Source organism: Herbiconiux sp. L3-i23 (genome assembly GCF_023734115.1).
Lineage (GTDB): Bacteria > Actinomycetota > Actinomycetes > Actinomycetales > Microbacteriaceae > Naasia.
This window is the reverse complement of record NZ_AP025737.1, coordinates 520,521-542,309: the sequence shown is the minus strand read 5'-3', so window position 1 is coordinate 542,309 and position 21,789 is coordinate 520,521. Positions and strand designations below refer to the sequence as shown.

Sequence of the window (21,789 nt, the reverse complement as noted above, 5' to 3'; positions counted from 1 at the left end):
TCGGGTCTTCTCGTCAGTCGCCGCGCGTGGCGGCGATGCCGGTGGAGGTCGTGGTGAGCAGGGTCGCCACCACGTCGACGAGGGCGGCCCTGACCTCGTCGTCGCGTTCGGGTTCGTCGTCGGGGTCGGCCCAGTTCTCCTGGGCGGCGAGGATGTAGGCGGCGCCGCCGAGCGCGACACCGAATCGCACGCGGTCGGCGATGCTGCCGAACTCGGAGGACACGGCATGCGCGAGCTGCTGGACGAGCTGATTGGCGCGGTCGATGACCGGGATACCGTGCAGCGACTGGCCCTGGTTGATGAAGATGCTCGCCTCCAGGCGGTGCGCGAGCAGGAAGTCGACGAACGGCTCCACGAATTCTGCCCTGTTGCCGTCGGAGGCCTGGGGGAAGCGGTGCAGTACCGCGGCGAGCCCGGCCTCGGCGGGAGCGAGGACCGCGTCGAGCAGCGCCTCCTTCGAGGCGTAGTGGTAGAGCACGGCGGACTTCGACAGCCCCGCCGCCTCGGCGATGTGTCCGATCGAGGTCGCCTGGTAGCCGTCGACGGCGAAGAGTTCCCGCGCGGTGCGCAGCAGGTCGTCGGCGGAGGTGTTGGCCACGAGAGGCGAGTGTACTGTCCGATCGGTCAGTAATCTGTCCGATCGGTCAGCCTCTCAGCGCATTCCAACATTCACGGTGAGTTCCCACCTGGGAGAAGCGGTTCTCCCGGGCACTGCTCCGCACTTCTCGATAGCGTCGCCCCGTGCGGAAATATCTTCTGAACGGCTCGATCATCAGCGCCGTCGTGAGCTCGATCTCGACGATCCGGACCGGCCAGGCCGGCCCGAAGGACTGGCGCTTCTACCTCAGCGTGGTCGCGTCGCTGCTCACCCTCGCGGTCGCCGTCGGCACCGTGCGCGCGGAGTCGTTCGAGCAGGCATCGGAAGACTGATGGACTTCGGGCCGGGTGGCGCCCCCTTCGGCTTCAGCGTCTTCCACATCCTCTACGTCGGATTCTCGCTGCTCGTCTTCGCGGTCGTCGTCGGGCTCATCGTGCTCCTCGTCCGCTTCCTGCTGGTCGCGACGAAGGCGGCCTCGCTCTACGTGAAGGCGCACGACCCGAAGGGCCACGGGCGCCCGCACGGCGCAGCGCCGCAGCCGCCGACGCCAGGGGCAGCGCCGAGCTCGGCCACTCGGTCGGCCGCAGCGCCATCCGCGTCGACACCATCCGAGGCGGCGTTGACCGCAGCACCGTCGACCGCAGCACCCTCGGGCTCCGCAGCCGCTCCGGCCGCCGGGCTCTCGACGCCTCGGTCCTCGGCCCCGGAACCATCGGCTCCGGATCCCGCACCGCGCCCGTCCGGAGCGCCCACCGCGCCCGAGCCGACAGCGCCGACGCAGCAGCTCCCCGCGTCGACCCCTCCCACAGACCCCACCGTCCCGCTCCCCACCTCGCCCACCGCTCCCCCGGCGAAGCCCGGCGTGAAGCGGACACCCCGTCGCCGACCCGAGGAGACATGATGCGCAAGAGAAGAAGCGGACTCGGAAGCACGGTTGCCCTCGTCACCGTCTTCACCGTCGCCGCGACCGCCGTCCAGCAGGTGCTGATGATGCGCTACCTCAACGCGCAGCGCAGGAAGACGAGCGCGAACCCGCGCTGGGTCGGCCTGCGCTACGGGTCGTCGGACGGGCTGTCGCCCGTGCTGCCGCAGCACCCGCACGCGGCGACCGGCGGGAACTTCCGCCGCGCTCACATCGTCTGATCGCCGGCTGCTACCCGCGCACGGCGATGCTCTGCTCGCAGCCGAGCAGCAGCACGCCGACGCTCCACGCGTGCGACAGGGTGAGCAGCATGCCCTTCGGTTGGAAGCACGAGGTCTGGTAGAACCGCTCGGACACCATGCCGCGGTAGGCGTTGAAGTCGCCGTCCTCGCGGGCGACGAACTGACGGAAACAGGCCAGCGTCTCGTCGGCGCGCATTCGGTAGTGGTCGTCACCGGTCTCGCGGGCGAGTTCGAGCATCTCCGCGGTGCAGACCAGCCCGTAGGCGTGCAGGTGCTGATTCGATGACGACGCCTGGTCGCCGCCGCGGGTGCCGAAGTCGTAGCGGCCGAGCAGGGTGTGCTCGGGGAAGCTGACGTCGTAGCTGTACCGGAAGGTCAGCATCCAGTCGGCGGCCCGGCGGGCGAGCTCGAGCCAGCGGCTCTCGCGGGTGGCCCGGTGCAGGGCCATGTAGGCGATGACCGCCGAGTAGCCGTCTTCGGAGGTGGGCGCGAGGTCAACGTCCTCGGGGGCGCCGCAGAGGTACTCGTCGTCGACGAAGCGGGCGTAGTACTCCCCCGCGCGGCGGGCCGCGTCGAGGTAGCGGTCACCGCCGGCCTCGACGAGGGCGGCGATCCAGGTGAGCCCGGAGGCGCCGTTCCACGAGCGGACCTCGCCGGTCACCGCGTCGTGGATGGAGCCGAGGTTGCCGTCGTCGCGTTGGCGCGCCACGACCGTGTCGAGGTTGGAGCGGATGGCCCGCGACCAGTTCGCCTGGTCGGGCTCGAGCGCGGCGGCGCGGACGAGGAACAGGGTCGCCTCGGCGAGGGTGCGCGAATGCAGGCCACCCGGAACGCTCGTCCAGCTCTGCGACCAGCCGTGCTCGCGGTACCAGACGCCCCAGAAGGTGCCGGAGGGCGAGAGGTTGTCGGCGATGAAGTCGATGACGGTGCGCGCCGCCCGCGTCTCGGCGTCGTCGCCGACCCGGTGGCCGTGGGCGAGCAGCGCGTGCGCCCAGGGGATGCCGCTGACCCAGCCGACGTGCATCGCCTGCCGGTCGACGCTCGTGCCGTCGCGTCCGGTGACCTCGCGGTCGAAGCCGACGGTCTCGAGCAGGACGCCGGGGTCGGGGTCGAAGTGCCAGTTCAGCAGCCCCTCGGCGGCGAGGTCGGCGGCCTCGTCGATCTCGACCCAGGGGCGCAGTGGGGCGGTCTCGGCGGATCGCTCGTGCAGCACCCGGAGCACCGGCGCGTAGTCGTGTCGGTCGGCGCTCAGCTCATGCGTCGTGAATCGGAGTTCGACCTGTTCGCCCGGCTGCCAGAGGTGGTGCGCGGTCTCGACCGGGCGGGGGTCGCCGTCGCCGTAGTAACTGACGGGTCCTTCGCGGAACGGGAAGGTGACGCTGACCGTCGCGACGCCGTCGTGGTGAGCGAGCCCGACGCCGGTGAGCCCGACGGGGCTCGACTCGGCGGTCGCGATGGCGGCGCCGCCGCGTCCCTCGCCCGCCCAGGCGAAGACCGCGGGGGTGGCCGCCCGGTCCGAGCGGAACTGCCACCACGACGACACCATCGCCGCGTGCTGCTCGGCCGAGTCGGCGCCGACCTCGAAACGCGGGAACACCCGGTCGTTCGCGGCCGGCCGGTTCTCGCCGTAGAACGCGCCGGGGATCAGCCACCAGGGCTCGTCGGAGTCGACGACATCGAGTTCGAACCGGAGGGCGGCGTCCAGCGGCTCACCGCCGAGGTAGGTGGCACTCGCGATCACTTCGGTGCCGAGTCCGTCATCCCAGGCGGACGTCCGGAACTCGACGCGGAAATCGCTCGCTTCCCGCACCCCGGCATCATCAACCGCCACTACTCGCACGTGTCTCTGACCAAATGCAGGAGATTTTGACTCCCGAGCCTCGTTTTCGGGGCTTATCGGGCTCATCTCGTGAAAATCTCCTGCATTTGCTCAGGCACGGCGGGCGGCGTCACTGGCCGGAGACGCGGATGTCGTCGTCGGGGCCCGTTTCGGCACGTTCCGCTGGGGTCAGCGACTCACCCGTCGGCACCTCGCCGCCCGGGATCTCCGGTGTCGCCAGCGGGTCGCCCGACACGTCTGGTTCGCCTCGCAACACTTCGGCGCTGCCGTCGGTCAGCGGCCACTCCACGAGGTTCACCTCGACGATCTCGGCCGACGGGTCGGCGGGGATGCGGAGAGTGCGGATCTGGTTCGCCCCGAATTCGAGCGACAGGGTGCGGCCGACGATCGGCAGGTCGAAGGTCGCGACCGCAGGCCGCCCCATGGTCTCGACCGCGCGCACGATCAGATCGGCGCCACCGGAGCCCTCGACCGCGTCCTCGCTGCCCTTGACCGCGGTGATCTGCACCTGGCCGAGGCTGTCGGAGACGAAGGACTGCTGCGAGGGCAGTTCGCCGTCGTGGAACGACTCGAGCATGGCGCGCACCGGCTGGCCGAGCTCGGCGGCGACCCGGCTGGGCGACGCGGCCCGCCAGTCGCTGCCGACGATCATCCGGTAGCTGAAGCGCTGCACGCCCTGGTCCTGGAAGCTGTAGATGCTCTCCTCGGACAGCAGGCGGGGGTCGTGCCACGAGTAGACGGGGCTGCGAACCGCGGTGACGCCGATGCTCGGAGTGCCCTCGTCGGTCGCGGGCGACACGTCGAAGCCGTGCTTGCCCGAGGTGACGACGGTGAGGCCGGCGCTCTTCCCGTCGGCACCGGTTCCACCGAGGTGCACCCACGCCTGCGCGGGCTCCTCGGCGCCGTCGACGGGTCGCTGCAGCGTGCCGTAGGGGATCTCGTAGGTCGCCTCGGGGTCCTCGATGCCGACCGGGAAGCGCAGCTTCATCAGGTGGGCGGGCTCGCGCCAATCGAGCACCGTGTTGACCTGCAGGATGGCGCTGTCCGCCGCGAGGACCAGCTCCTCGACGAAGGTCGACCTGCCCCACGAGCGCTCGATCCGCACGCGCGAGCGCAGCGGACCGCGTTCGCGCACGATGATCGCGTCGAGCGTCATGGCCTCACCGGGCCACGCGTACGAGACGACGCGGTGACCCCACGTGTCGGTCGGGTCCTCGCAGACCTGCGTGTGCGTCGACGGGTCGGTGCCCGCGAGCACGTCGACGCCGGTGCGCTTGTCGAGATACGAGGAGAGCCAGCCGGTCTCGGGGTCGATCTCGATGCGCACCAGGTCGTTCTCGATGACCGTGTCGCTCACCTGCAGCGAGGTCTCGGGCGACTTCGCGTGCGGCATGATGCGGTAGAGCCGGTAGCCGAGCGCCGGCACCTCGGCGCGGAAGGTGATCGCGCCACGGGTCTTGTCGTCGGTGGTGGCGACCGATTGGGTGAGCTGTGAGAGCACGAGCTCGCCGCGGTCGTCGACGACGTGCGCGCCGGTCGGCTTGCCGCCGTACTGCATGTCGACCTCGACCGACACCGGCCAGGGATGCGGATTGAAGACGACCACCGGCTGCGACGCCTCGTCGAACGGGATGTCGATCCGGCGGGCGATCGTGTTGTGCGCGAGCGTCGTGATGCGCTTCGCGATGGCCACGGCCTCGCCGAGCTGATCGCGCGCGTCGTCGTAGGCGGTCTCGATAGCCGAGCCGGGGAGGATGTCGTGGAACTGGTTGAACAGGATCTGCTTCCACGCCCGCTCGAGGTCGGCACGTGGGTACGGCACTCCGAACTCCAGGGCGGCGACGGCGGCCCAGCGCTCGGCGGTGAGCACCGCGTGCTGCGCTCGGCGCTGCCACAGCTTGATGCCGGAGTGCGCCGAGTAGCAGCCGGGAGCGTGGTGCTGCAGGTCGTCGGTACGGACGTTCAGCGAGTCGAGGAACGAGTCGCCCCGGGCGAGCACCTCGTCGAAGTAGCGGCGCGGCGACGCCATCTGCATCCTCCCGAATGACCCCATGCGGTCGTAGCGGTAGATCGATTCGATGTTGGCCTTCGTCGGCCCTCCACCGTGGTTGCCGACGCCGTAGAACACCATCAGATCGCCGAGGGTCTTGTCGAGGGCGCCGAGCGACTTGTCGGTCTGCCCGTCGACGCTGCCGGCCGGGCTGCAGTATTCGAACGGGATGCGGTAGGCGAGCACCCGTGAGCCGTCGGGCGCCTGCCACCAGAACATGGTGTCGGCGAAGTCGCTCTCGTGCGGTCCGGGGCGCAGGAACATGTAGCTGTCCATGCCCTGCAGGCGCAGGATCTGCGGGATCATCGCGTTGTGTCCGAACGGGTCGGCGTTCTGTCCGACCGTCGCGGGCATGCCGAATCGGGAGTCGAGGAATCGCTGCCCGTAGAGCCCTTGGCGCGCGAACGACTCACCCATCGGGGTGTTGCAGTCGGGCTCGACCCACCAGCCGCCGGTGTTCACCCAGCGCCCCTCGGCGACCCGCTGCTGGATCTTCGCGAACAGCTCGGGGTCCTGCTCCTCGACCCAGCTGAGCAGCACGATCTGGTCGCAGGTGAAGACGAAGTCGGGGTACTCGTCCATGCGGTCGAGGGCGGACTTGAAGGTGGCGCGCGCCTCCTGGTAGCCCTCCTGCCACGGCCACAGCCACACCGCGTCGAGGTGCGCGTTGCCGATCATGAAGAGGGTGCGATCGGGGGTCGCGTGCGGCCGCGGCTCGGGCTTCATGTCGCGCGGCTGCGGACCCGCTGGAGCGTTCGCGATCGGGGCGCGACCGCCGACGGTCGCCGGCACGCGGCCGGCGGTCGCGGCGTCGGCGCTGCTGAGGGGGGCGCCGCCGTGGGGGCGGGCGCCGGAGGGGGCGCTCATCGGACGGACCCGGCCGCCTCGGTGGCGAGGGCCCATTCGTCGAGGGTCTCGCTGATGACGTGCAGCATGAAGGTGTGCAGCTCCTGGATGCGGGGGGTCGTGGTCGAGGGCACGAGCAGGCTGTAGTCGGCGTGCTCCTTCGCGGGGCCGCCGTCGCCGCCGGCGAACAGCACGGTCGTCGCTCCGTTCGCACGGGCGGCCGCGAGTCCTTTCACGACGTTGGGTGACTTGCCGCTCGTGGTGAAGGCGACCACGACGTCGGCCGGCTTCGCGAGCGCCTGGATCTGCCGCGAGAAGGCGTCGTCGAACGAGTAGTCGTTCGCGATGCACGTCATCACGGTGGCGTCGGTGGTGAGGGTGACGGCGGGCAGCGGTCGACGGTCGTGCTTGTAGTGGCCGATCAGCTCGCCGGAGAAATGCTGGGCGTCGGCCGCGCTGCCGCCGTTGCCGAAGGTGTAAAGGATGCCGCCCTCCTCATAGGAGCGGATCATGCGGGCGGCGACCTCGCGCACGGTGGGCAGCAGGGCCTCGAGCGCCCGAGCGGTGGCGACGTGATCGCTCAGCTGCTCGTCGATCCAGTCGGCGGTCGTGAAGTCAGACATGCGCATCCAAGGGAGTGGGAGGGCGGAAGCCGATTCGGCTCTGGTGGTCGAGGGCGATTGCGCCGGCGCCGACGACGCCGACCGTGTCGCCGAGCTGGGCGAGCTCGATGCGCACGGCGGCGGCCGCCGGCGGCATCGCGTCGGCGAGCACACCGGCGCGGACGGGATCGAGCAGCATGTCTCCGGCGCGGGTCACGCCGCCGCCGAGCACGACGAGGTCGGGTTCGAGGATGTTGACGAGGTCGGTGATGGCCGCCGCGAGCAGCTCCGTCGTCTCGTCCCAGATGGACTTCGCGAGCGGGTCGCCCTCACGGGCGGCCTTGGTGACGTCTTCGGCGCGGACGACGGTGAGCGCGCTGAGAGCGCTCGTTCCGCCGACCTCCGACAGCGCGGCGACGGCCTCGGCGGCGCGCTGGGCGATCGCGGTGCCCGAGGCGTACGCCTCGAGGGTGCCGGCACGCTTGCCGTATCCCGGTCGACCGCCGGGTCGAACCTGGATGTGACCGAACTCTCCGCCGTTGCCGGCGGCGCCGCGGTGCAGGCGGCCGTTGATGACCGACCCTCCGCCGACCCCGGTCGACACCGTGAGGTAGATCATCGTCGAGGTGCCGCGTCCGGCGCCGAAGCAGTATTCGCCGTACGCCGCCGCGGTAGCGTCGTTCTCGAGGGCGGCGGGAACCCCGAACGTCTCCTCCGCCATGGCCACGATGGGGACGTCGATCCAGTCGGGCAGGTGCAGCGGACCGGTGAGCACACCGCGGGCGGCGTCGAGCGGGCCGCCGCAGGAGATGCCGACGACCGCGGGGGCCTCGCCCGCACCGAGCACGCCCTCGGAGCGCGCGATCTCGATGGAGCGCTGCCCCATCTCGAAGAGGCGGCGGATGACGGTGCGGTAGCCCTCGTGCTTGCGCGTCGGCTCGACGAGGAACCCTGCGACCCCACCATCGGGAGAGACGACTCCGACGGCGAGTTTCGTGCCACCGATGTCGAGACCGAGGACTGCTCGACTCACTGCTTCCATGCAGTCCTCCGAATTACTACTGGCGGGAGATCGATCTGTGGAATCGATCCCACAAAGCATAAGCGGGTGCTGTGCCGCTGGTCAAACACCCCTGTCCGCTCCGAGCGCCCCAATCCGCGAGGCCGTCACCACGTGTCCCGCCGACGCTCCTGGTCGACGACGACCTCGAGGTCGGAAAGGCCCCGCAGTCCGGCGAGCGGGCGACGCATCCTGCTGTTGCCGGCCAGCCTCTGCTGGTTGCGGTCGAGGAAGGCCCAGTAGCCGGCCGTGAACGGGCAGGCGTTCTCGCCCAGGCGGACCTTCGGGTCGAACCGGCAGCCGCCGCAGTAGTCCGACATGCGATTGATGTAGGCGCCGCCCGCGGCGTACGGCTTCGTCGCGACGATGCCCCCGTCGGCGTGCTGCGACATGCCGATCACGTTGGCGGGCATCACCCATGGGGTGCCGTCCACGAACATGCCCGTGAACCAGTGGTTGAGCTCGAGCGGGTCGTAGCCGCGCTGCAGCGACCAGTTGCCGAGCACCATCAGGCGCTGGATGTGGTGCGCCCAGCCGTGCCTGCGCAGCCCGTCGACGGTCTCGCTCAGGCAGTTGGCCTCGATGCGGTCGGGGTCGAGCTGCACGAACGCCTCGGGCAGCGGCTCGGTCGCCTCGAGCGCGTTGTGATCGGTCGGGTACGACTCGCCGAGGTACCAGTAGAGGTGCCACATGTAGTCGCGCCAGCCCGCGATCTGGCGGACGAAGCCTTCGACGCTGCTCAAGGGTGCATCTCCGCGGTCGTAGGCCGCGACCGCCTCGTCGACGACGATCCTGGGGTCGAGCAGGCCGAGGTTCATCGGAGCGCTGAGCAGCGAGTGCGCCATCGTCCAGTCGCCCGACAGCGTCGCGTCCTCGAACGGCCCGAAGTCCATCAAGCGCGACTCGACGAAGTCGTCGAGGGCGCGCCTCGCCTCGTCGGCCGTCGCAGCGAACCGGCGCGGACCGTCGTCGCCCACGAGGGTGATCAGCCCGTCGCGCTCCCACCGGTCGAGGTCGGCCCGTGCCTGCTCGTCGATGTCGTCCTCGACCGGCCACCACGGGTCGGGCAGCCCGAGTCGCGCAGCGCCCTTCGGCGGCGGCTCGCGGTTGTCGTGGTCGTAGTTCCACTGTCCGCCGACCGGAGCAGCGCCCTCCATGAGCAACCCCGTGCGCTCGCGGACCGTGCGGTAGAAGTCCTCCATCAGCAGCCGCTTGCCGCCGCGCGAGTCGGCCCAGTCGCGGAAGTCGGCCTCGCTCGTGATGAAGCCCCGGCTCGGCAGCACCCGCATCCCGCGCTCGCGCACGAAGCGGCGGGCCGCCCATGATGTCGGATCGATCACCTCGAGATCGTCGCGGCCGTCGACGACCTCGTCGAACCGGTCGACCTGGCGATACTCGACCCGGTCGCCGAGCTCGCGCACCCGATGCCGCATCGCCGACAGGATGAGGTGCGCCTTCGCGCGGTGCATCGGCCGACGCGCGAACACCGATCGGGCCTCGACGAGAAGGATGGGCCCGCCGTCGTCGAAGAGCGGTCCGAGCTGACCGGCGAAGAGCCAGCGCGTTCGAGGGGTCGCCACTCGCGCGAGGATACGGGCAGAAGGTCCGCGCTGTCTGGACGATCCGGCGCGACTGCCGCGGACTCCGGCCGCGCGAGGACTCAGTCGGCGAGAGGAGCCGCGACCTCCGCGGGAGTCGCCGTGGAGCCGCGCTGGTTGATCGACGCCGAGAGGACGACCGTCTTCGTTCCGCCGGCGGGATCGGCGATGCGGTCGAGCAGCGTCTGCACGGCCGTGCGTCCCATCGCCGCGGCGTCCTGGTCGACGGCGGTGACGCCGGGAGTCACCATGCTCATCCAGGGAACGTCGTCGAAGGCGACGAGGCTGAGGTCGTCGGGGATGCGCATCCCGAGCGACGACGCGGCACGCCAGACACCCTCGGCGAGCACGTTGTTCGCCGCGAACACCGCCGTGGGCCGCTCGGACGAGGCGAGCAGTTCGCGCGCGACCTCGAGGGCGTCGGCGACGTCCCACCCGGTCGGCACGACGAGCTTCCGGTCCTGCGCGATGCCGGCCGCTTCGAGCGCGTCGGCGTAGCCCTCGCGGCGCTCGCGTCCGGTCGTCCAGTCCTCCTCGTCGATGAGGAGCGCGATGCGACGGTGGCCCTGTTCGATCAGCTGCTTCGTCATCGACCGGGCGGCGCTGCGGTTGTCGATCACAACGGCGTCGCAGGCGCCGTCGGAGAACCGGCGGTCGACCTCGACGACGGGGATGCGCTGCCGCAGCAGGAATTCGGTCGCATCCGCCGACACCGGGGTCGCCACCACTCCCGCGACGCGCAGCGCGACGAGCGCCTCGGCCGCCGCCAGCTCGTCCTCGGGGATGCCCTGGTGGTCGATGAGCATCATCGTGTAGCCGAGCCGAGTGGCCTGACGGCTGGCACCCGCCGCGAGGTTCGCGTAGAACTCGTTGCGCAGATCGGAGACGAGCACCCCGATGGACCGCGTCGACTGCTGCTTGAGACTGCGAGCCATTGCGTCGACGACATAACCCAAGTCGCTCGCCGCCTGGCGCACCCGCAGCTTGACGGCTTCGGCGACGTACCCGTTGCCCGTCAGCGCCCGCGAGGCCGTCGATCGTGAGACACCCGCGGCCTCGGCGACCTCTTTGATGGTCGCGCGACGCCCGCCCGGCAGGAACTCGCCGCCTTCTCGCATGGTGCCCCTACTCGATGTCGATCAGAGCCTCCGTGTGCTGACCGAGGCTCAAGGATCCGATTGTGACATCTACGGCCACTCTTGCGCGCTTCGCGGCACGATCCGGTGCGATCAGCACCAGCGGCAGCTCCCGCTCCTCCCCGGGCGCGAGGGGCACCGGCTCCGGCGCCGCGACGATCTCCCAGCCGTCCGGCACGACCGGGAGCAGGACGGCGTCCGCGGGTTCCGCGTGCGGATTGCGCACGGTGACGACGAGGTCGACCTGCGCCCCGACGGCAGCCGCGGACCGGTAGGGCACGATCCGCGCGAGCACCCCGTCGGCGCCGAGGTCGAGCTCGTCGAGCGGCAGCAGCGCCTCGTGGATCTCGACGAGGTCGGTTCCGGCGTAGCCGAGGTACTCGAGGTAGCCGTCCTCGACGAACCGCGGCTCCCAGTGCCCGCCGGCGAGCAGGCCCGGCGCGATGCGCTTGTAAAGGGCCGCGCTCTTCTCGTAGTCGTGGATGCGGAACCGGTTGCGGTACTGGTAGTTGAGGATCTCGTTGCGCTCGTCGGGCACGCCGAGGCCCTCCTGCTGGTCGCCGGTGAACAGCACCCGCACACCGTCGACCTCGAGTTCGTAGGCCACGGCGAAGAGGGTGTGCCCCGGCTGCTCGTGCGGCGTGATCGTGTACTCGTTCCACGAGAACGGCACTCCGAGCGGCAGCACCCGGTCGGAGGCGATCGGCTCGAACCACTGGCAGGGCAGGTCGTACTTCCACGGGTCGTCGAGGATGGGGGCCACGTTCTCGGGCGTCCAGATCTCGGTGCCCTCCACGTCGCGCAGCAGCGGCATCCCGGCGATGTGGTCGTCGTGGTAGTGGGTCGGCAGCGCCACCCCGATGCGGCTCACGCCGTACTGCGCCTTGAGTGCGGGCAAGGAGGCGAGCCACGGGCGCCGCGCGGCGCGCTCGGTGCCGGTCGGCATGCCCGTCGTCATGTCGTAGCCGTAGTCGATGACGAGCGCCTCCCCCGTCTTCGACAGCAGGACGTAGGAGTAGGACATCGCCGAGTTGTTGAACAGCAGGTGCGGTGTGATGGGGATGAACGGGTCGCGCAGGCGCTGTTCGAGGTCCCAGCGGTGCCAGCGGCGGGAGTCGACGAGGTACTGCATGCGGTCGGCCAGCAACCGCAGGGCGGCGCGCGGATCGTCCAGCGGCCGCCCGTGCGAGGGCAGCAGCACGTCGAAGTCCTCGTCGAGCAGCAGCAGGCAGGTGATGACCACCATCGCGGGGCCCTCGTGGTGCGAGTACGACCACTGGCTCGCGGCGAGCGACCACACCTTGCCGGGGGCGTAGATCAGGTCCCCGGTGAACGCGAGGGATCGGCCGCCGCGCTCGAGCACGTAGCTCACCGACCCGATCGTGTGCCCCGGAGTCGGCAGGGCACGGATGGGGACGCCGCCGTACTCGACGGTGCGGTATTCGGCGGCGGTCCCGGCGACGGGGACCGGGTCGAGCAGCGAGAAACGGTCCTGCCGCAGGTTGTAGTCGTTGTCGAGCTGGCGGGTGCGCCACATCTCGTCGACCGAGCGGAACAGGTCGATCTCGACTGGCGGCACGATGATGTCGATTCCCGCCTCGACCGCGAGGGGCAGACCCTGCCCCTGGTCCCGGTGGTGGTGGGTCATCAGCACGTGCGTGAGCGCGCTGATGCCCATCTCGGCGAGACGGTCGAGCACGAGCCCCGAGCCGAAGTCGATGGCGATGCCGGTGCGCTCGCCGAACTCTCCTTCGGCGGCGATGACGTAGACGTTGCAGGTGTCGCGCACGAGGTAGACCCCGCGCGCGACCTCCTCGACGCTCCCCGATGCGGTGCTGCTCGACCCGCTCATCCGCCGTCGCTCCGGCGGTCGGCGAGCAGCGCCCGGTACTCCCGCCAGGTCTCGGCGACGACGGCGAGGTCGTCGGCGTCGATCGGCTCGCCGGAGCGGTCGATCGACTCGAGGTAGTAGAGCGCGGGGACTCCGAGGCTCGACTGAGCCTTCGTGTACTCGAGCCATTCGCCGCGGTTCGGCATGGGCCACTGGTCGGTGTCGATGCGGTGGTACGGCAGGGCGGCGGTCGCGATGGCGTGCCGCACGGCGAGCTGGTCGGCCACCGGCACCCACCCGCCCGCGACGTCCTTCTCGAGCACGTCGTTGAGGCGAACCATGTCGCCGACGTCGCCGAACGAGGGATGCACGGCGTGCATCACGACGAGGGCGTCGGACTTGGCCTCCTTCGCGGCGCCGTACAGGGTCTCGAGCAGTCGATGAAGCGCGGCGATGCCCCAGACGCCCGGAGCCCCGCGGAGGTTCCGGCCGCTCGGCGTGCGCTGGGTGAAGTCGACCTTGAACCCGTCGGCGTCGAGACCGTCGGCGGAGAGCAGGTCGCGCACGATCCCGCGCAGCCGGTCGAGGTAGGCCGGGTTCGCGGGGTCGACGGCGACGGGGCGGCCGAACGGGTCGGTGACGCACTCGTCGGCGGGCAGCCCCTCCGGGTCCCACGCCTTCCACCAGAGCAGCACCTTCCGACCTTCGGCGTGACGCTGCGCGATCCACCCCTTGAGGTCGGGCCAGTGCTCGAGGTCGGTCGTCGCTGTGCCGTACTCGGCCTGCCAGCGGTCGTCGACGACGATCGTGCCGGGCGAGAGGTCGTGCCGCTCGAGCCGGTCGAGGAACTCGTCGTAGACGCTCTGCCGCGCGTACTGGGGCGCGAGGAGCACGACGACGTTCTCCTCCTCCTCGGTCTCGGGGTCGATGGCCTCGCTCGGCCCGGCCGAGTGGTGGAGGGCGTGCATGGAGCGGGCGCACTGCGCTCCCCATCCGCAGAACATCGGCTCGTCCCACCAGAGCGGGACGTCCGAGACCGGCGCGGACTCGGCCGCGAAGCCGTGCTCGACCAGGTCGCGCCGATGGTCCGCGATCACATCGATGGCCGACGACGCGGGCTGCAGCACCAGGGTCGGCGACGCCCACGCGCCGTCGACCTCGGTGTGCCCCTCGTACGACAGGCGCAGGGAGAAGCCGCCATCGAGCGGCTCGTAGCGCGCGGTCGTGAAGGTCAGCTTCTGGACGGCGTCGCGCACGGAGAGCCCGAGCCAGTCGCCTCCCGGCAGATCGGTCGCCGCCCGGGGAGTCTCGCGGCCGAAGCCGAAGACCAGGGGCGGCGGCGAGAAGATGCCGTTGAGGCGTCCCGGGTCGGCGTCGCCGACCACGCCGAGCACCGCCGATGCCCGCGACGGCCGGACGAAGGCGACCGGCTCGGTGGGGACGGGGGCGAAGAGGCTCGCGAAGTCGATGCGGGAGCGGAACACCCCCGACGCGCCGGAGCGCATCGTGGCCGCGCCGCCGAAGAGCACCACATCGTCGATGCGGCCGTCGCCCTCGACGGCGACCGAGAGCTCGAGAGAGCGGGCAGTCACCCGGAGGATCGTCGACCGCGCCGCCCAGGCACTGGTCGTCTGGGCGACGGTGACGACGAGGGCATCGCCCTCATGGCGTAGGCGAGGGGCATCGAGCCCGAAGGTCTCGTCGGAGGCGTCGACGCGGTGCACCGAGGCGAGCAGGTTGATGTCCGTCCATCGACGGCCCGCGAGGTCGTCGAGCTTGGCGTACGGCGAACGGTTGATCGCGGCCTCGTCGGTCGGGATCCAGATGCGGTACCAGTCGCCGGTCACGGTGACGCCCAGCTCGTCGGGCACGATCTCGAGCCCGGCGGAACGCTCGCGGTCGCCCGCGAGCGACTCGGCGGCCGGTGCCTCTTCGGTCTTCGACATGCGGAAAACCCTACCTGGTAACGTTCCCATATGAGCGCTTCCCAGCGAGGGGCAGTGACGCCCTCGAACGGTCCCGTGTCCGATCTCCTCTCCCCGACGCCCGCGTTCCTGCGCATCGACGGCGACCCGGTTCCGCTGCCGCGCGAGGCCTCGTACGTTGAGCACCCTCAGACTGGGGCGCGCCGACTCGCTGATCTCGACCCCGACTCGCTCGGCCCCGAGGGGTACGCGCTGCGGCTCGACGTCGGCGACGCCGGGCCCCGTCTCACGATCGCCGCGTCGACCGACGTCGGACGCCAGCACGCCGACGTCACGGTCGAGCGCCTCCGCGCGCTCGGCGACGTGCCGCAGCTATCCATCCGCGACGAGCCCGAGCTCGCCTGGCGCGGCACAATCGAAGGCTTCTACGGCCCGCCGTGGAGTCACGAGGCCCGCCTCGAGCACCTGCGCTTCTGCGCCGCGAACAAGTTCAACAGCTACGCCTACGCCCCGAAGGACGACCGGTACCACCGTGCGCGGTGGCGCGACCTCTACCCCGACGCGGAGCTGCGGCGCCTGCAGGAGCTCGTGACCGAGGCGGCGCGGCTGCGCATCCGATTCACCTACACGATCGCCCCCGGGCTGTCAATGATCTACTCCTCCCCCGACGAGCTCGCCCTGCTGCTGGCGAAGGCGGAGCAGCTGTGGAGCATCGGGGTCCGCTCGTTCGCGCTGCTCTTCGACGACATCCCCACCTCGCTGCAGCACCCGGAGGACATCGAGGAGTTCGGACCGGGCGAAGGCGCGTCGGGACTCGCCCACGGGCGAATCTGCACCGAGTTCCAGCGCCGCTTCCTCGACCCCCGCGGCGGCGAGCGCCTCGTCATGGTGCCCACCGACTACGCCGGCGTCGACTCTTCGCCCTACCGCCGGGGCCTCGCCGAGAGCCTGCCCGAGGACACGCTCGTCTGGTGGACGGGGTCGGACATCGTCGTCGGCCAGGTGACCCGAGAGGACATCGATGCGGCGGCCGCGAGCTACGAGCGCGACCTGCTGCTGTGGGACAACTTCCCCGTCAACGACTTCGACTTCCCGCGGCTCTTCCTCGGCCCGCTGCTGGGGCGCACGCGCGATCTCGCGGGGTCGCGGCTCGTCGGTATCAACGCGAATCCGATGATCCACCCGACCGCGTCGCAGTTGGCGCTCGTCACCGTCGCCGACTGGGCGTGGAATCCGACGGCGTACGACCCCGAGACGTCGGCGGCGCGGGCGCTGCGGCTCGTCGCGGGTGCATCGGCCGACGCGCTGCGTCCGCTCGTCGCCGCGACCAGCGCGTGGCCTCCGAGCGCCGACCGCTCCCCCGAGCTCGCCGCGGCGACGGAGCGGGCGCTCGCAGGCGACGAGAGCGCGCTCCAACAGCTCGACGGAGCCCTCCGGCAGCTGACGATGCTGCCGGACACCGTCGAGTCGGTCGAGTCGCCGCTCGTGACAGAGCTCACCCCGTGGATCGCGGCGGCGGCGCGGGAGGCCGCGCTCGCACGGCTCGCGGTGGAGGTGCTGGCGAGCGGGCGGGCGCTCACCGACCAGCAGCGTGCGGCGCTCGAGTCGGACATCGAGGCGCTGTCCGGGCACGAACCCGACGTGCTGCGCACCCTGCTGACCGGCTTCACCCGGTCGGTTCTCGACACGGCGCGCGCTTAGCCGCGCACCGAGAGCCCGGACGAGAGACGGTCAGGCGCTCAGCACCTGACCGTCTTCGGCGAGTCGGGAGCGGAGCGCGGCGACGTCGATGCTCTGGACATCGGCGTCGCCCGCGGCGGCCATGGCCGCGGCCGCACCGGCGGCGTGCCCGAGCATCTGGAACTGCACCTCCATACGGATCGACGAGAACGCCACGTGCGAGGCGCTCACGCAGACCGCGACGAGCAGATTCGAGCACGCGTCACGCGGTGGGGTGAGCGCGCGGTAGGGGATGCCATAGCGAGGGACGGGCACCGACAGGTACCCCTCGGTCGCCACCATCGCGACGGGTGCGGGATGCTCGTGCACCCACCGCCAGGTGCGCTGCACCTCGCGGATGTCGAGGTGGTACGAGCCGAGCGCAACCGTGTCGTCGGGGATGCGCCCGTCCCTGAGGTCGTGTTCGGTGAGCACCGTGTCGCTCTGCATGCGCCGCGCCTCGCGCACGTAGAGCTGGTGCGGTAGGTGGCCGGTATCGGCGAACTCGTCCGCCGGGAGGCCCCACCGCGAGATCTCGGAGCGCACGGACTCGGGGACCGCGTCGTCGCTGGCGAGGAACCAGAGGAAGCCGGCCGCATGGTCGCGGTGGTGCCGCACGAGTTCCGCGCGACGCTCCCGCGAGGCCAGCGGGTACTCCCACGCCGATCCGTCGAGCACGCTCAGCGAGAAGGGGCCGAGCGAGTTGCCGTCGGCCTTGCCTCCGGGCAGGTTCTCCTCGAGGCCGACCAGTCGGCCCGCGGGCGGGGTGGTGCCGGTGCGCTCCCAGTGGGCGAAGAGGCGGCGGCCGAGCTCCCAGTACTCCTCGTCATAGCCGTCGGGACGGAAGAAGGGGATGCGGTCCTTCGCTGTGGTGAGGCACATCCGGTAGCCGAACGACATGACGCCGCCGTCGCCGGCGCCGACCTCGGCCATGGGGTCCGGCTTGATCTGGGCGAGAAGGGGCCCCTCGCGGCGTCCATCGGGGTCACCGGCGAACGGGGAGATCCAGTCGGGGAAGACGTGCATGCCGGGGACGATCTCGCGCCGCCCCGCGAAGCTCTCGCCGTGCAGCGTGCGGTCCTCCCGCCCGACGGCGGAGGGCACGCCCGCACCGGCGAGCAGGTCGCCCTCGTAGGACGCGTCGACGAAGGTTCGGGCGACATGCTGCTCGCCGGCCACCGTCTCGAGGGAGGCGATCCGTCCGTCGTGCACCTCGACGGCGGCGAGCTCCGCGCCGAACACGACGTCGACCCCCGCGCGTTCGAGCCACTCGAGGAAGATCCGCTCCGCGACGTGCGGTTCCGGGCCGGCGTAGAGACCGGCGGCGACCCCGTAGTGACGAGCGACGGCGTCGCGGAACCGGGTCGCGAACCCGCCGAGCACCCGCACGTCGCCGACGTCGGTGTAGCCGAGCCCGCCCGAGGTCATCCCGCCGACGTGGCTGCCGGGTTCGAGGAGGCGCACGCTCGCGCCGGTTTCGGCGGCCGCGACGGCGGCGCACACCCCGGCCGAGGTGGCGGCGTAGACGAGGACGTCGACGGGAGCGCTCATTCGACCGCGCCCGTGTCGGCCGACGGAGCCTCGGGGAGCGGCACGTCGAGCGACCGAGCCCGGACGATGTCGGCGTAGTGCCGGCCGGAATCCTTGATCGTGCGGCGACCCGTCGGATAGTCGACGTGCACCAGCCCGAACCGCGGACGGTAGCCGAGCGACCACTCGAAGTTGTCGAGCAGCGACCAGTGCAGGTACCCGCGCACGTCGGCCCCGGCCGCGATCGCCTCGTGAACGGCGTTCAGGTGCGAGCGCAGGTAGGCGATGCGTCGCACGTCGTGGACCCGCCCGTCGTGGGTCGGCGATTCGCCCGAGACGGCGCCGTTCTCGGTGATGAGCAGCGGCACTCCCGGATAGTCGCGGCTCAGACGGATGAGCAGATCGCGGAACGAGTCGGGCGCGACCTCCCAGCCCTCGTCCGTGCGCGCGACATCCCCGGACGGGCCGACGACCCTCCACGGGAACGGGTTCGCGGGCGCCGCCGCCATCACCCGGCGGGTGTAGTAGTTGACGCCGAGGAAGTCGCTGCGACCGCCGATCGCCTGCTCGTCGCTGTCGCGGATGAAGTCGAGGTCGCCGCCGATCGCCCTCTCCCAGTGCGCGCGCATGTCCGCCGGATATACGGAGCCGAGCAGCGGCTCGAGGTACCAGCGGTTGACGTAGCCGTCGGAGCCCCAGGCGGCCTCACGGTCGGCCTCGGTATCGGTCGCCGGATCGCAGGGGAACAGGCTGAGCGCGCTACCGACCTTCGGACGCTCGTATCCGTGCAGGATGTCGGCGCCGACCCCGTGGGCGAGGAGCACGTGATGGCCCGCCGTCACGGCGGAGCGGTGGTCGGCGATGCCCGGCGCGTGCAGGCCGAGCTGGTAGCCGAGGAGCTGGATGATCCACGGCTCGTTCTGGGTGATCCACCAGTCGACGCGGTCGGCGAGACGCTCGGCGACCGCGGTCGTGAACTCGGCGAAGGCGTCGACCGCGCCCCGGGAGATCCAGCCCCCGTCGGCCATCAGAGCCTGGGGCATATCCCAGTGATTGAGGGTGAGCACGGGCGCGATGCCGCGGTCGAGCAGGGTGTCGACGACCCGCTCGTAATGGTCGAGCCCCCGGGTCTCGACCCGACCGCGCCCGTCGGGGACGATGCGGGACCAGCCGACCGAGAACCGGTAGGCGCCGAGGCCGAGCTCGCTCAGCAGGTCGATGTCGTCGCGCCAGCGTCGGTAGGAGTCGGTCGCGACGGACGCGTCGCCGCCGCCTTCGATGGCGCCGGGGGTGCGGGCGAAGACGTCCCAGACGGACTCGCCGCGCCCGTCGACGTCGTGCGATCCCTCGATCTGGTGCGCCGAGGTCGACGCCCCGAACAGGAAATCCTCCGGGAAACGACCGGTCACGTGCACTCCTCGCCTCATCGCCGTGTGAGAACGTACCCACATCGGCGGCGAGGGTCAAACCTCGCGCGAGTCGGCGGTCACAGGAGGGGCTGCAGCAGGAGCACGGCGACCCCGGCGACCGCCGCGAGGGCGAGCGCGACGATGGCGAGCGAGCCGACGATCCCGCCGACGAACGCCCCGACGACACCGAGCGGTTCGAGGACACGGCGGAGCAGCGACCGACGCGTCATCGAGGGAAGGGGCACGGGAGCAGGGGTGAGGGAGACCATGCCTCCACACTCCCCCGCCGGTCACCACCGCCGAATCGGGCGCGGGAGCGATCTCGTCGACGCGAGCGTCATCCGGCCGGATGAGGCCCGATCATTCGCCCGCACGGTCTACTGGTCGCCGCCAGCCGCGCCGTCGCCGCGGCCACGGTCCGGGCCCGTGCGAGCCTGCTCGATCTCCTCCGAAGTGAGCGTGCTGATCGGCCCCGTGAACTGGCTCGCCCGCTTCTCGGCCGCGGCGTCGCCCGCGAACAGCGACCGGTCGTCGCCGTGAGCGGTGACGGCCTTGGGCGCGCGCCGCTTCGGCACCTCCTCCTCGACCATCTGCACGCGTGTGCGCGGGATCGACTGGGGGCTGCGCTCGTGCAGCCACGCGACGAGCTCCTCGCGGATGTAGCAGCGCAGATCGAACAGTGTCGGCGCATCGATCGCGGTGACGAGGATGCGCACCCGCACGTATCCGCCGAGCGCGTCGGTGACCTGCAGCACCGCGGTGCGCTTGTCCCAGAGCTCCGTCCGTTCGAGCACGCGGTGCATCTCGTCGCGCATCTCGCGCGGTGACACCCGCCAGTCGAGGTCGAACTCGACCGAACCGAGCAGCTCGGAGTTCTTGCGGGTCCAGTTCTCGAACGGGGTGGTGGTGAAGTACGTCGAGGGCAGCACCATGCGGCGGTCGTCCCAGATGTGCACCACGACGTAGGTGAGGGTGATCTCCTCGATGCGCCCCCACTGCTGCTCGACGATGACGACGTCGTCGACGCGGATCGCGCCGCTGAAGGCGAGTTGCATCCCGGCGAAGACGTTGGCGAGCGCCGACTGGGCGGCGAGACCGGCGATCACCGAGACGAGGCCCGCGGAGGCCAGCAGGCTCGCGCCCGCCGCCTGCGCGCCCGGGAAGGTGAGCAGGATCGAGCCGAGCGCGACGATCACCACGGCGACGATCGCGAGCCGGCGGAGGATCAGCACCTGGGTGCGGATGCGCCGCGCGACCCGATTGTCGCGCACATCGGTGCGGTAGCGGTTCAGCGACAGGTCGACGGCGAAGATCAGCACGCGGCAGATGAACCAGGCGGCGACGCCGATCGTCGCGATGAGGAACAGGTGGCTGATCGGACCGAGCCGATCGCCGTCGCGCACGGTGCCGGGCAGCACGGCCACCTCGAGCGCGATCCATACCGCGACCACCGCCGCGAGCGTGCGGAACGGTCGGCGCAGGGCACGGACGCTGCCGTCGGCCCAGTGCCGCTTCGCCGCGACCCAGCGGAAGACGCGACCGAGAATCGAGGTCGCGATGAGGGCGATGAGGAAGGCGATGACGGCGTAGATGCCGGCGCGCGCGTAGTCGTTGGCGAGGACGTCGTCGAGGAAACCGGTCACTCAGGAGAGCCTTTCGAAGCGGTGGTGGAGGACGGCCCCATCGCCGAAAAAGGACCCGACCAGTCTGCAGGGCCCCTCCTGAACAAGTCCTCAGTCCGAGCGGATCCCGCTCGGAGGAGCGGGATCAGAGGTCGATCGCGCCCTGCGCCCGCGCGTTGTAGACGACCGACTCTCCGGCGTCGATGCTGCGGCCGTAGTCGGCGAACACGGCGAGCGCCTCGTCGCGGAGCACGTCCTTCGCGACGGTGATGCCGCGCTCCTCGAACTGCTCGGCCCAGTCTTCACGCACGGGCCCCTCGTCGAACTTGGTGAGGTGCTCGAGTTCGGGCCCCTCCCCCGCGACGACCAGGCGGCGCACGCCCGACCACAGGGTCGCGCCGTAGCACTGGGCGCACGGACGCCAGTTGACGACGAGTTCCCGGGCGGGAGCCCCCTCGGCCCCGAGGTCCCAACCGCCGACCCGCGTCTGGGCGAGCGCGAGGGTGACCACCTCGGCGTGCGCCATCGACAGCCCCGACGCGAGAACGAGGTTGACTCCCGCCGAGACGACGCGGCCGGTCTCGGTCTCGACGACGAGCGCCGCGAAGGGTCCGCCGGTCTTCTCCCGGAAGTTGCGCGCGGCCAGCCGGTGCACGAGGGCCATGCGCTCCTCGTCGGTCGCGAGCACGTCGGGAACGTCCGCGAGCTCGTCGCTCACCCAGGCGGGCAGGTCGGCTCGGAACGAGGTCGCGAACGCACTGGTGTCCATGGGGTCTTCCTCTCATCGCGCCGCCCCTCCGCGGGGCTGCCCGACCAACCTAGGCGTCGCGTGTTACGGGCAATCGCACAGTCGGGCCAG

General features: G+C 71.0%; 18 protein-coding genes. 4 read left to right on the top strand and 14 right to left on the bottom strand.

Annotated features, from left to right (window positions below):
• Positions 1-13: 13 nt before the first annotated feature.
• Positions 14-598 (bottom strand): TetR/AcrR family transcriptional regulator, encoded by a 585-nt coding sequence (locus NGH83_RS02605; RefSeq protein WP_251857516.1) that lies wholly within the window; start codon positions 596-598, stop codon positions 14-16.
• 143 nt (positions 599-741) lie between these two features.
• On the opposite strand from NGH83_RS02605, the gene NGH83_RS02600 reads away from it, so the two are divergent.
• The 3 genes from NGH83_RS02600 to NGH83_RS02590 are packed head-to-tail and all read left to right on the top strand — an operon-like array spanning position 742 to position 1,741.
• On the top strand, positions 742-930 hold the full coding sequence (locus tag NGH83_RS02600) for a hypothetical protein (protein WP_251857515.1): 189 nt from the start codon (positions 742-744) through the stop codon (positions 928-930).
• On the top strand, positions 930-1,499 hold the full coding sequence (locus NGH83_RS02595; RefSeq protein WP_251857514.1) for a hypothetical protein: 570 nt from the start codon (positions 930-932) through the stop codon (positions 1,497-1,499). The genes NGH83_RS02600 and NGH83_RS02595 overlap by 1 nt, the downstream gene beginning before the upstream one ends.
• Positions 1,496-1,741 (top strand): hypothetical protein, encoded by a 246-nt coding sequence (locus tag NGH83_RS02590; protein WP_251857513.1) that lies wholly within the window; start codon positions 1,496-1,498, stop codon positions 1,739-1,741. The genes NGH83_RS02595 and NGH83_RS02590 overlap by 4 nt, the downstream gene beginning before the upstream one ends.
• A 10-nt stretch (positions 1,742-1,751) precedes the next feature.
• Here NGH83_RS02590 and NGH83_RS02585 read toward each other — a convergent pair whose 3' ends face one another.
• The 8 genes from NGH83_RS02585 to NGH83_RS02550 all read right to left on the bottom strand — a co-directional run bounded on the left by NGH83_RS02585 (position 1,752) and on the right by NGH83_RS02550 (position 14,671).
• Positions 1,752-3,572 carry a hypothetical protein gene (locus NGH83_RS02585; RefSeq protein WP_251857512.1) on the bottom strand — a complete coding sequence of 607 codons (1,821 nt, stop codon included), beginning with the start codon at positions 3,570-3,572 and terminating at the stop codon, positions 1,752-1,754.
• Between the two features lie 139 nt (positions 3,573-3,711).
• Positions 3,712-6,519, bottom strand: coding sequence for an alpha-mannosidase (locus tag NGH83_RS02580; RefSeq protein WP_251857511.1), 2,808 nt, complete (start codon positions 6,517-6,519; stop codon positions 3,712-3,714).
• Complete coding sequence (locus NGH83_RS02575) at positions 6,516-7,121, bottom strand: SIS domain-containing protein (protein WP_251857510.1); 606 nt, start codon at positions 7,119-7,121, stop codon at positions 6,516-6,518. The genes NGH83_RS02580 and NGH83_RS02575 overlap by 4 nt, the downstream gene beginning before the upstream one ends.
• Positions 7,114-8,142 (bottom strand): ROK family protein, encoded by a 1,029-nt coding sequence (locus NGH83_RS02570; RefSeq protein WP_251857509.1) that lies wholly within the window; start codon positions 8,140-8,142, stop codon positions 7,114-7,116. Before NGH83_RS02570 ends, NGH83_RS02575 begins: the two co-directional genes overlap by 8 nt.
• Before the next feature lie 125 nt (positions 8,143-8,267).
• Positions 8,268-9,740: a cryptochrome/photolyase family protein gene (locus NGH83_RS02565; protein ID WP_251857508.1), complete on the bottom strand. Its 1,473-nt coding sequence runs from the start codon at positions 9,738-9,740 to the stop codon at positions 8,268-8,270.
• An 80-nt stretch (positions 9,741-9,820) separates the two neighbouring features.
• A complete protein-coding gene (locus NGH83_RS02560) occupies positions 9,821-10,876 on the bottom strand; it encodes a LacI family DNA-binding transcriptional regulator (RefSeq protein WP_251857507.1) in 1,056 nt (351 codons plus the stop codon).
• A gap of 7 nt (positions 10,877-10,883) precedes the next feature.
• On the bottom strand, positions 10,884-12,746 hold the full coding sequence (locus NGH83_RS02555; RefSeq protein ID WP_251857506.1) for an MBL fold metallo-hydrolase: 1,863 nt from the start codon (positions 12,744-12,746) through the stop codon (positions 10,884-10,886).
• Complete coding sequence (locus tag NGH83_RS02550; protein ID WP_251857505.1) at positions 12,743-14,671, bottom strand: hypothetical protein; 1,929 nt, start codon at positions 14,669-14,671, stop codon at positions 12,743-12,745. The genes NGH83_RS02555 and NGH83_RS02550 overlap by 4 nt, the downstream gene beginning before the upstream one ends.
• 30 nt (positions 14,672-14,701) lie before the next feature.
• Between NGH83_RS02550 and NGH83_RS02545 the strand changes: the two genes are divergently transcribed.
• The gene (locus NGH83_RS02545) at positions 14,702-16,351 is read left to right on the top strand and encodes a protein O-GlcNAcase (protein WP_251857504.1); all 1,650 of its coding nucleotides are present in this window, start codon (positions 14,702-14,704) and stop codon (positions 16,349-16,351) included.
• Between the two features lie 30 nt (positions 16,352-16,381).
• On the opposite strand, the gene NGH83_RS02540 is transcribed toward NGH83_RS02545, so the two are convergent.
• From NGH83_RS02540 to NGH83_RS02520, 5 genes are all read right to left on the bottom strand, one after another.
• Positions 16,382-17,920, bottom strand: coding sequence for an FAD-dependent oxidoreductase (locus NGH83_RS02540; RefSeq protein ID WP_251857503.1), 1,539 nt, complete (start codon positions 17,918-17,920; stop codon positions 16,382-16,384).
• Positions 17,917-19,308 (bottom strand): GH1 family beta-glucosidase, encoded by a 1,392-nt coding sequence (locus tag NGH83_RS02535; RefSeq protein WP_251857502.1) that lies wholly within the window; start codon positions 19,306-19,308, stop codon positions 17,917-17,919. The genes NGH83_RS02540 and NGH83_RS02535 overlap by 4 nt, the downstream gene beginning before the upstream one ends.
• 77 nt (positions 19,309-19,385) lie before the next feature.
• The gene (locus NGH83_RS02530; protein ID WP_251857501.1) at positions 19,386-19,577 is read right to left on the bottom strand and encodes a hypothetical protein; all 192 of its coding nucleotides are present in this window, start codon (positions 19,575-19,577) and stop codon (positions 19,386-19,388) included.
• A gap of 108 nt (positions 19,578-19,685) precedes the next feature.
• Entirely contained in the window at positions 19,686-20,951 is a 1,266-nt protein-coding gene (locus NGH83_RS02525; RefSeq protein ID WP_251857500.1) for a mechanosensitive ion channel family protein, read from the bottom strand.
• A gap of 124 nt (positions 20,952-21,075) precedes the next feature.
• Positions 21,076-21,699 (bottom strand): nucleoside deaminase, encoded by a 624-nt coding sequence (locus tag NGH83_RS02520; protein WP_251857499.1) that lies wholly within the window; start codon positions 21,697-21,699, stop codon positions 21,076-21,078.
• Positions 21,700-21,789: the final 90 nt, after the last annotated feature.

Excerpts from the sequence above, each read along its gene's own strand:
- NGH83_RS02530 (WP_251857501.1), bottom strand. The coding sequence starts at position 19,577 with ATGGTCTCCCTCACCCCTGCTCCCGTGCCCCTTCCCTCGATGACGCGT.
- NGH83_RS02590 (WP_251857513.1), top strand. The coding sequence starts at position 1,496 with ATGATGCGCAAGAGAAGAAGCGGACTCGGAAGCACGGTTGCCCTCGTC.
- NGH83_RS02520 (WP_251857499.1), bottom strand. The coding sequence starts at position 21,699 with ATGGACACCAGTGCGTTCGCGACCTCGTTCCGAGCCGACCTGCCCGCC.
- NGH83_RS02595 (WP_251857514.1), top strand. The coding sequence starts at position 930 with ATGGACTTCGGGCCGGGTGGCGCCCCCTTCGGCTTCAGCGTCTTCCAC.
- NGH83_RS02540 (WP_251857503.1), bottom strand. The coding sequence starts at position 17,920 with ATGAGCGCTCCCGTCGACGTCCTCGTCTACGCCGCCACCTCGGCCGGG.
- NGH83_RS02570 (WP_251857509.1), bottom strand. The coding sequence starts at position 8,142 with ATGGAAGCAGTGAGTCGAGCAGTCCTCGGTCTCGACATCGGTGGCACG.
- NGH83_RS02575 (WP_251857510.1), bottom strand. The coding sequence starts at position 7,121 with ATGTCTGACTTCACGACCGCCGACTGGATCGACGAGCAGCTGAGCGAT.
- NGH83_RS02545 (WP_251857504.1), top strand. The coding sequence starts at position 14,702 with ATGAGCGCTTCCCAGCGAGGGGCAGTGACGCCCTCGAACGGTCCCGTG.
- NGH83_RS02560 (WP_251857507.1), bottom strand. The coding sequence starts at position 10,876 with ATGCGAGAAGGCGGCGAGTTCCTGCCGGGCGGGCGTCGCGCGACCATC.
- NGH83_RS02555 (WP_251857506.1), bottom strand. The coding sequence starts at position 12,746 with ATGAGCGGGTCGAGCAGCACCGCATCGGGGAGCGTCGAGGAGGTCGCG.
- NGH83_RS02550 (WP_251857505.1), bottom strand. The coding sequence starts at position 14,671 with ATGTCGAAGACCGAAGAGGCACCGGCCGCCGAGTCGCTCGCGGGCGAC.
- NGH83_RS02580 (WP_251857511.1), bottom strand. The coding sequence starts at position 6,519 with ATGAGCGCCCCCTCCGGCGCCCGCCCCCACGGCGGCGCCCCCCTCAGC.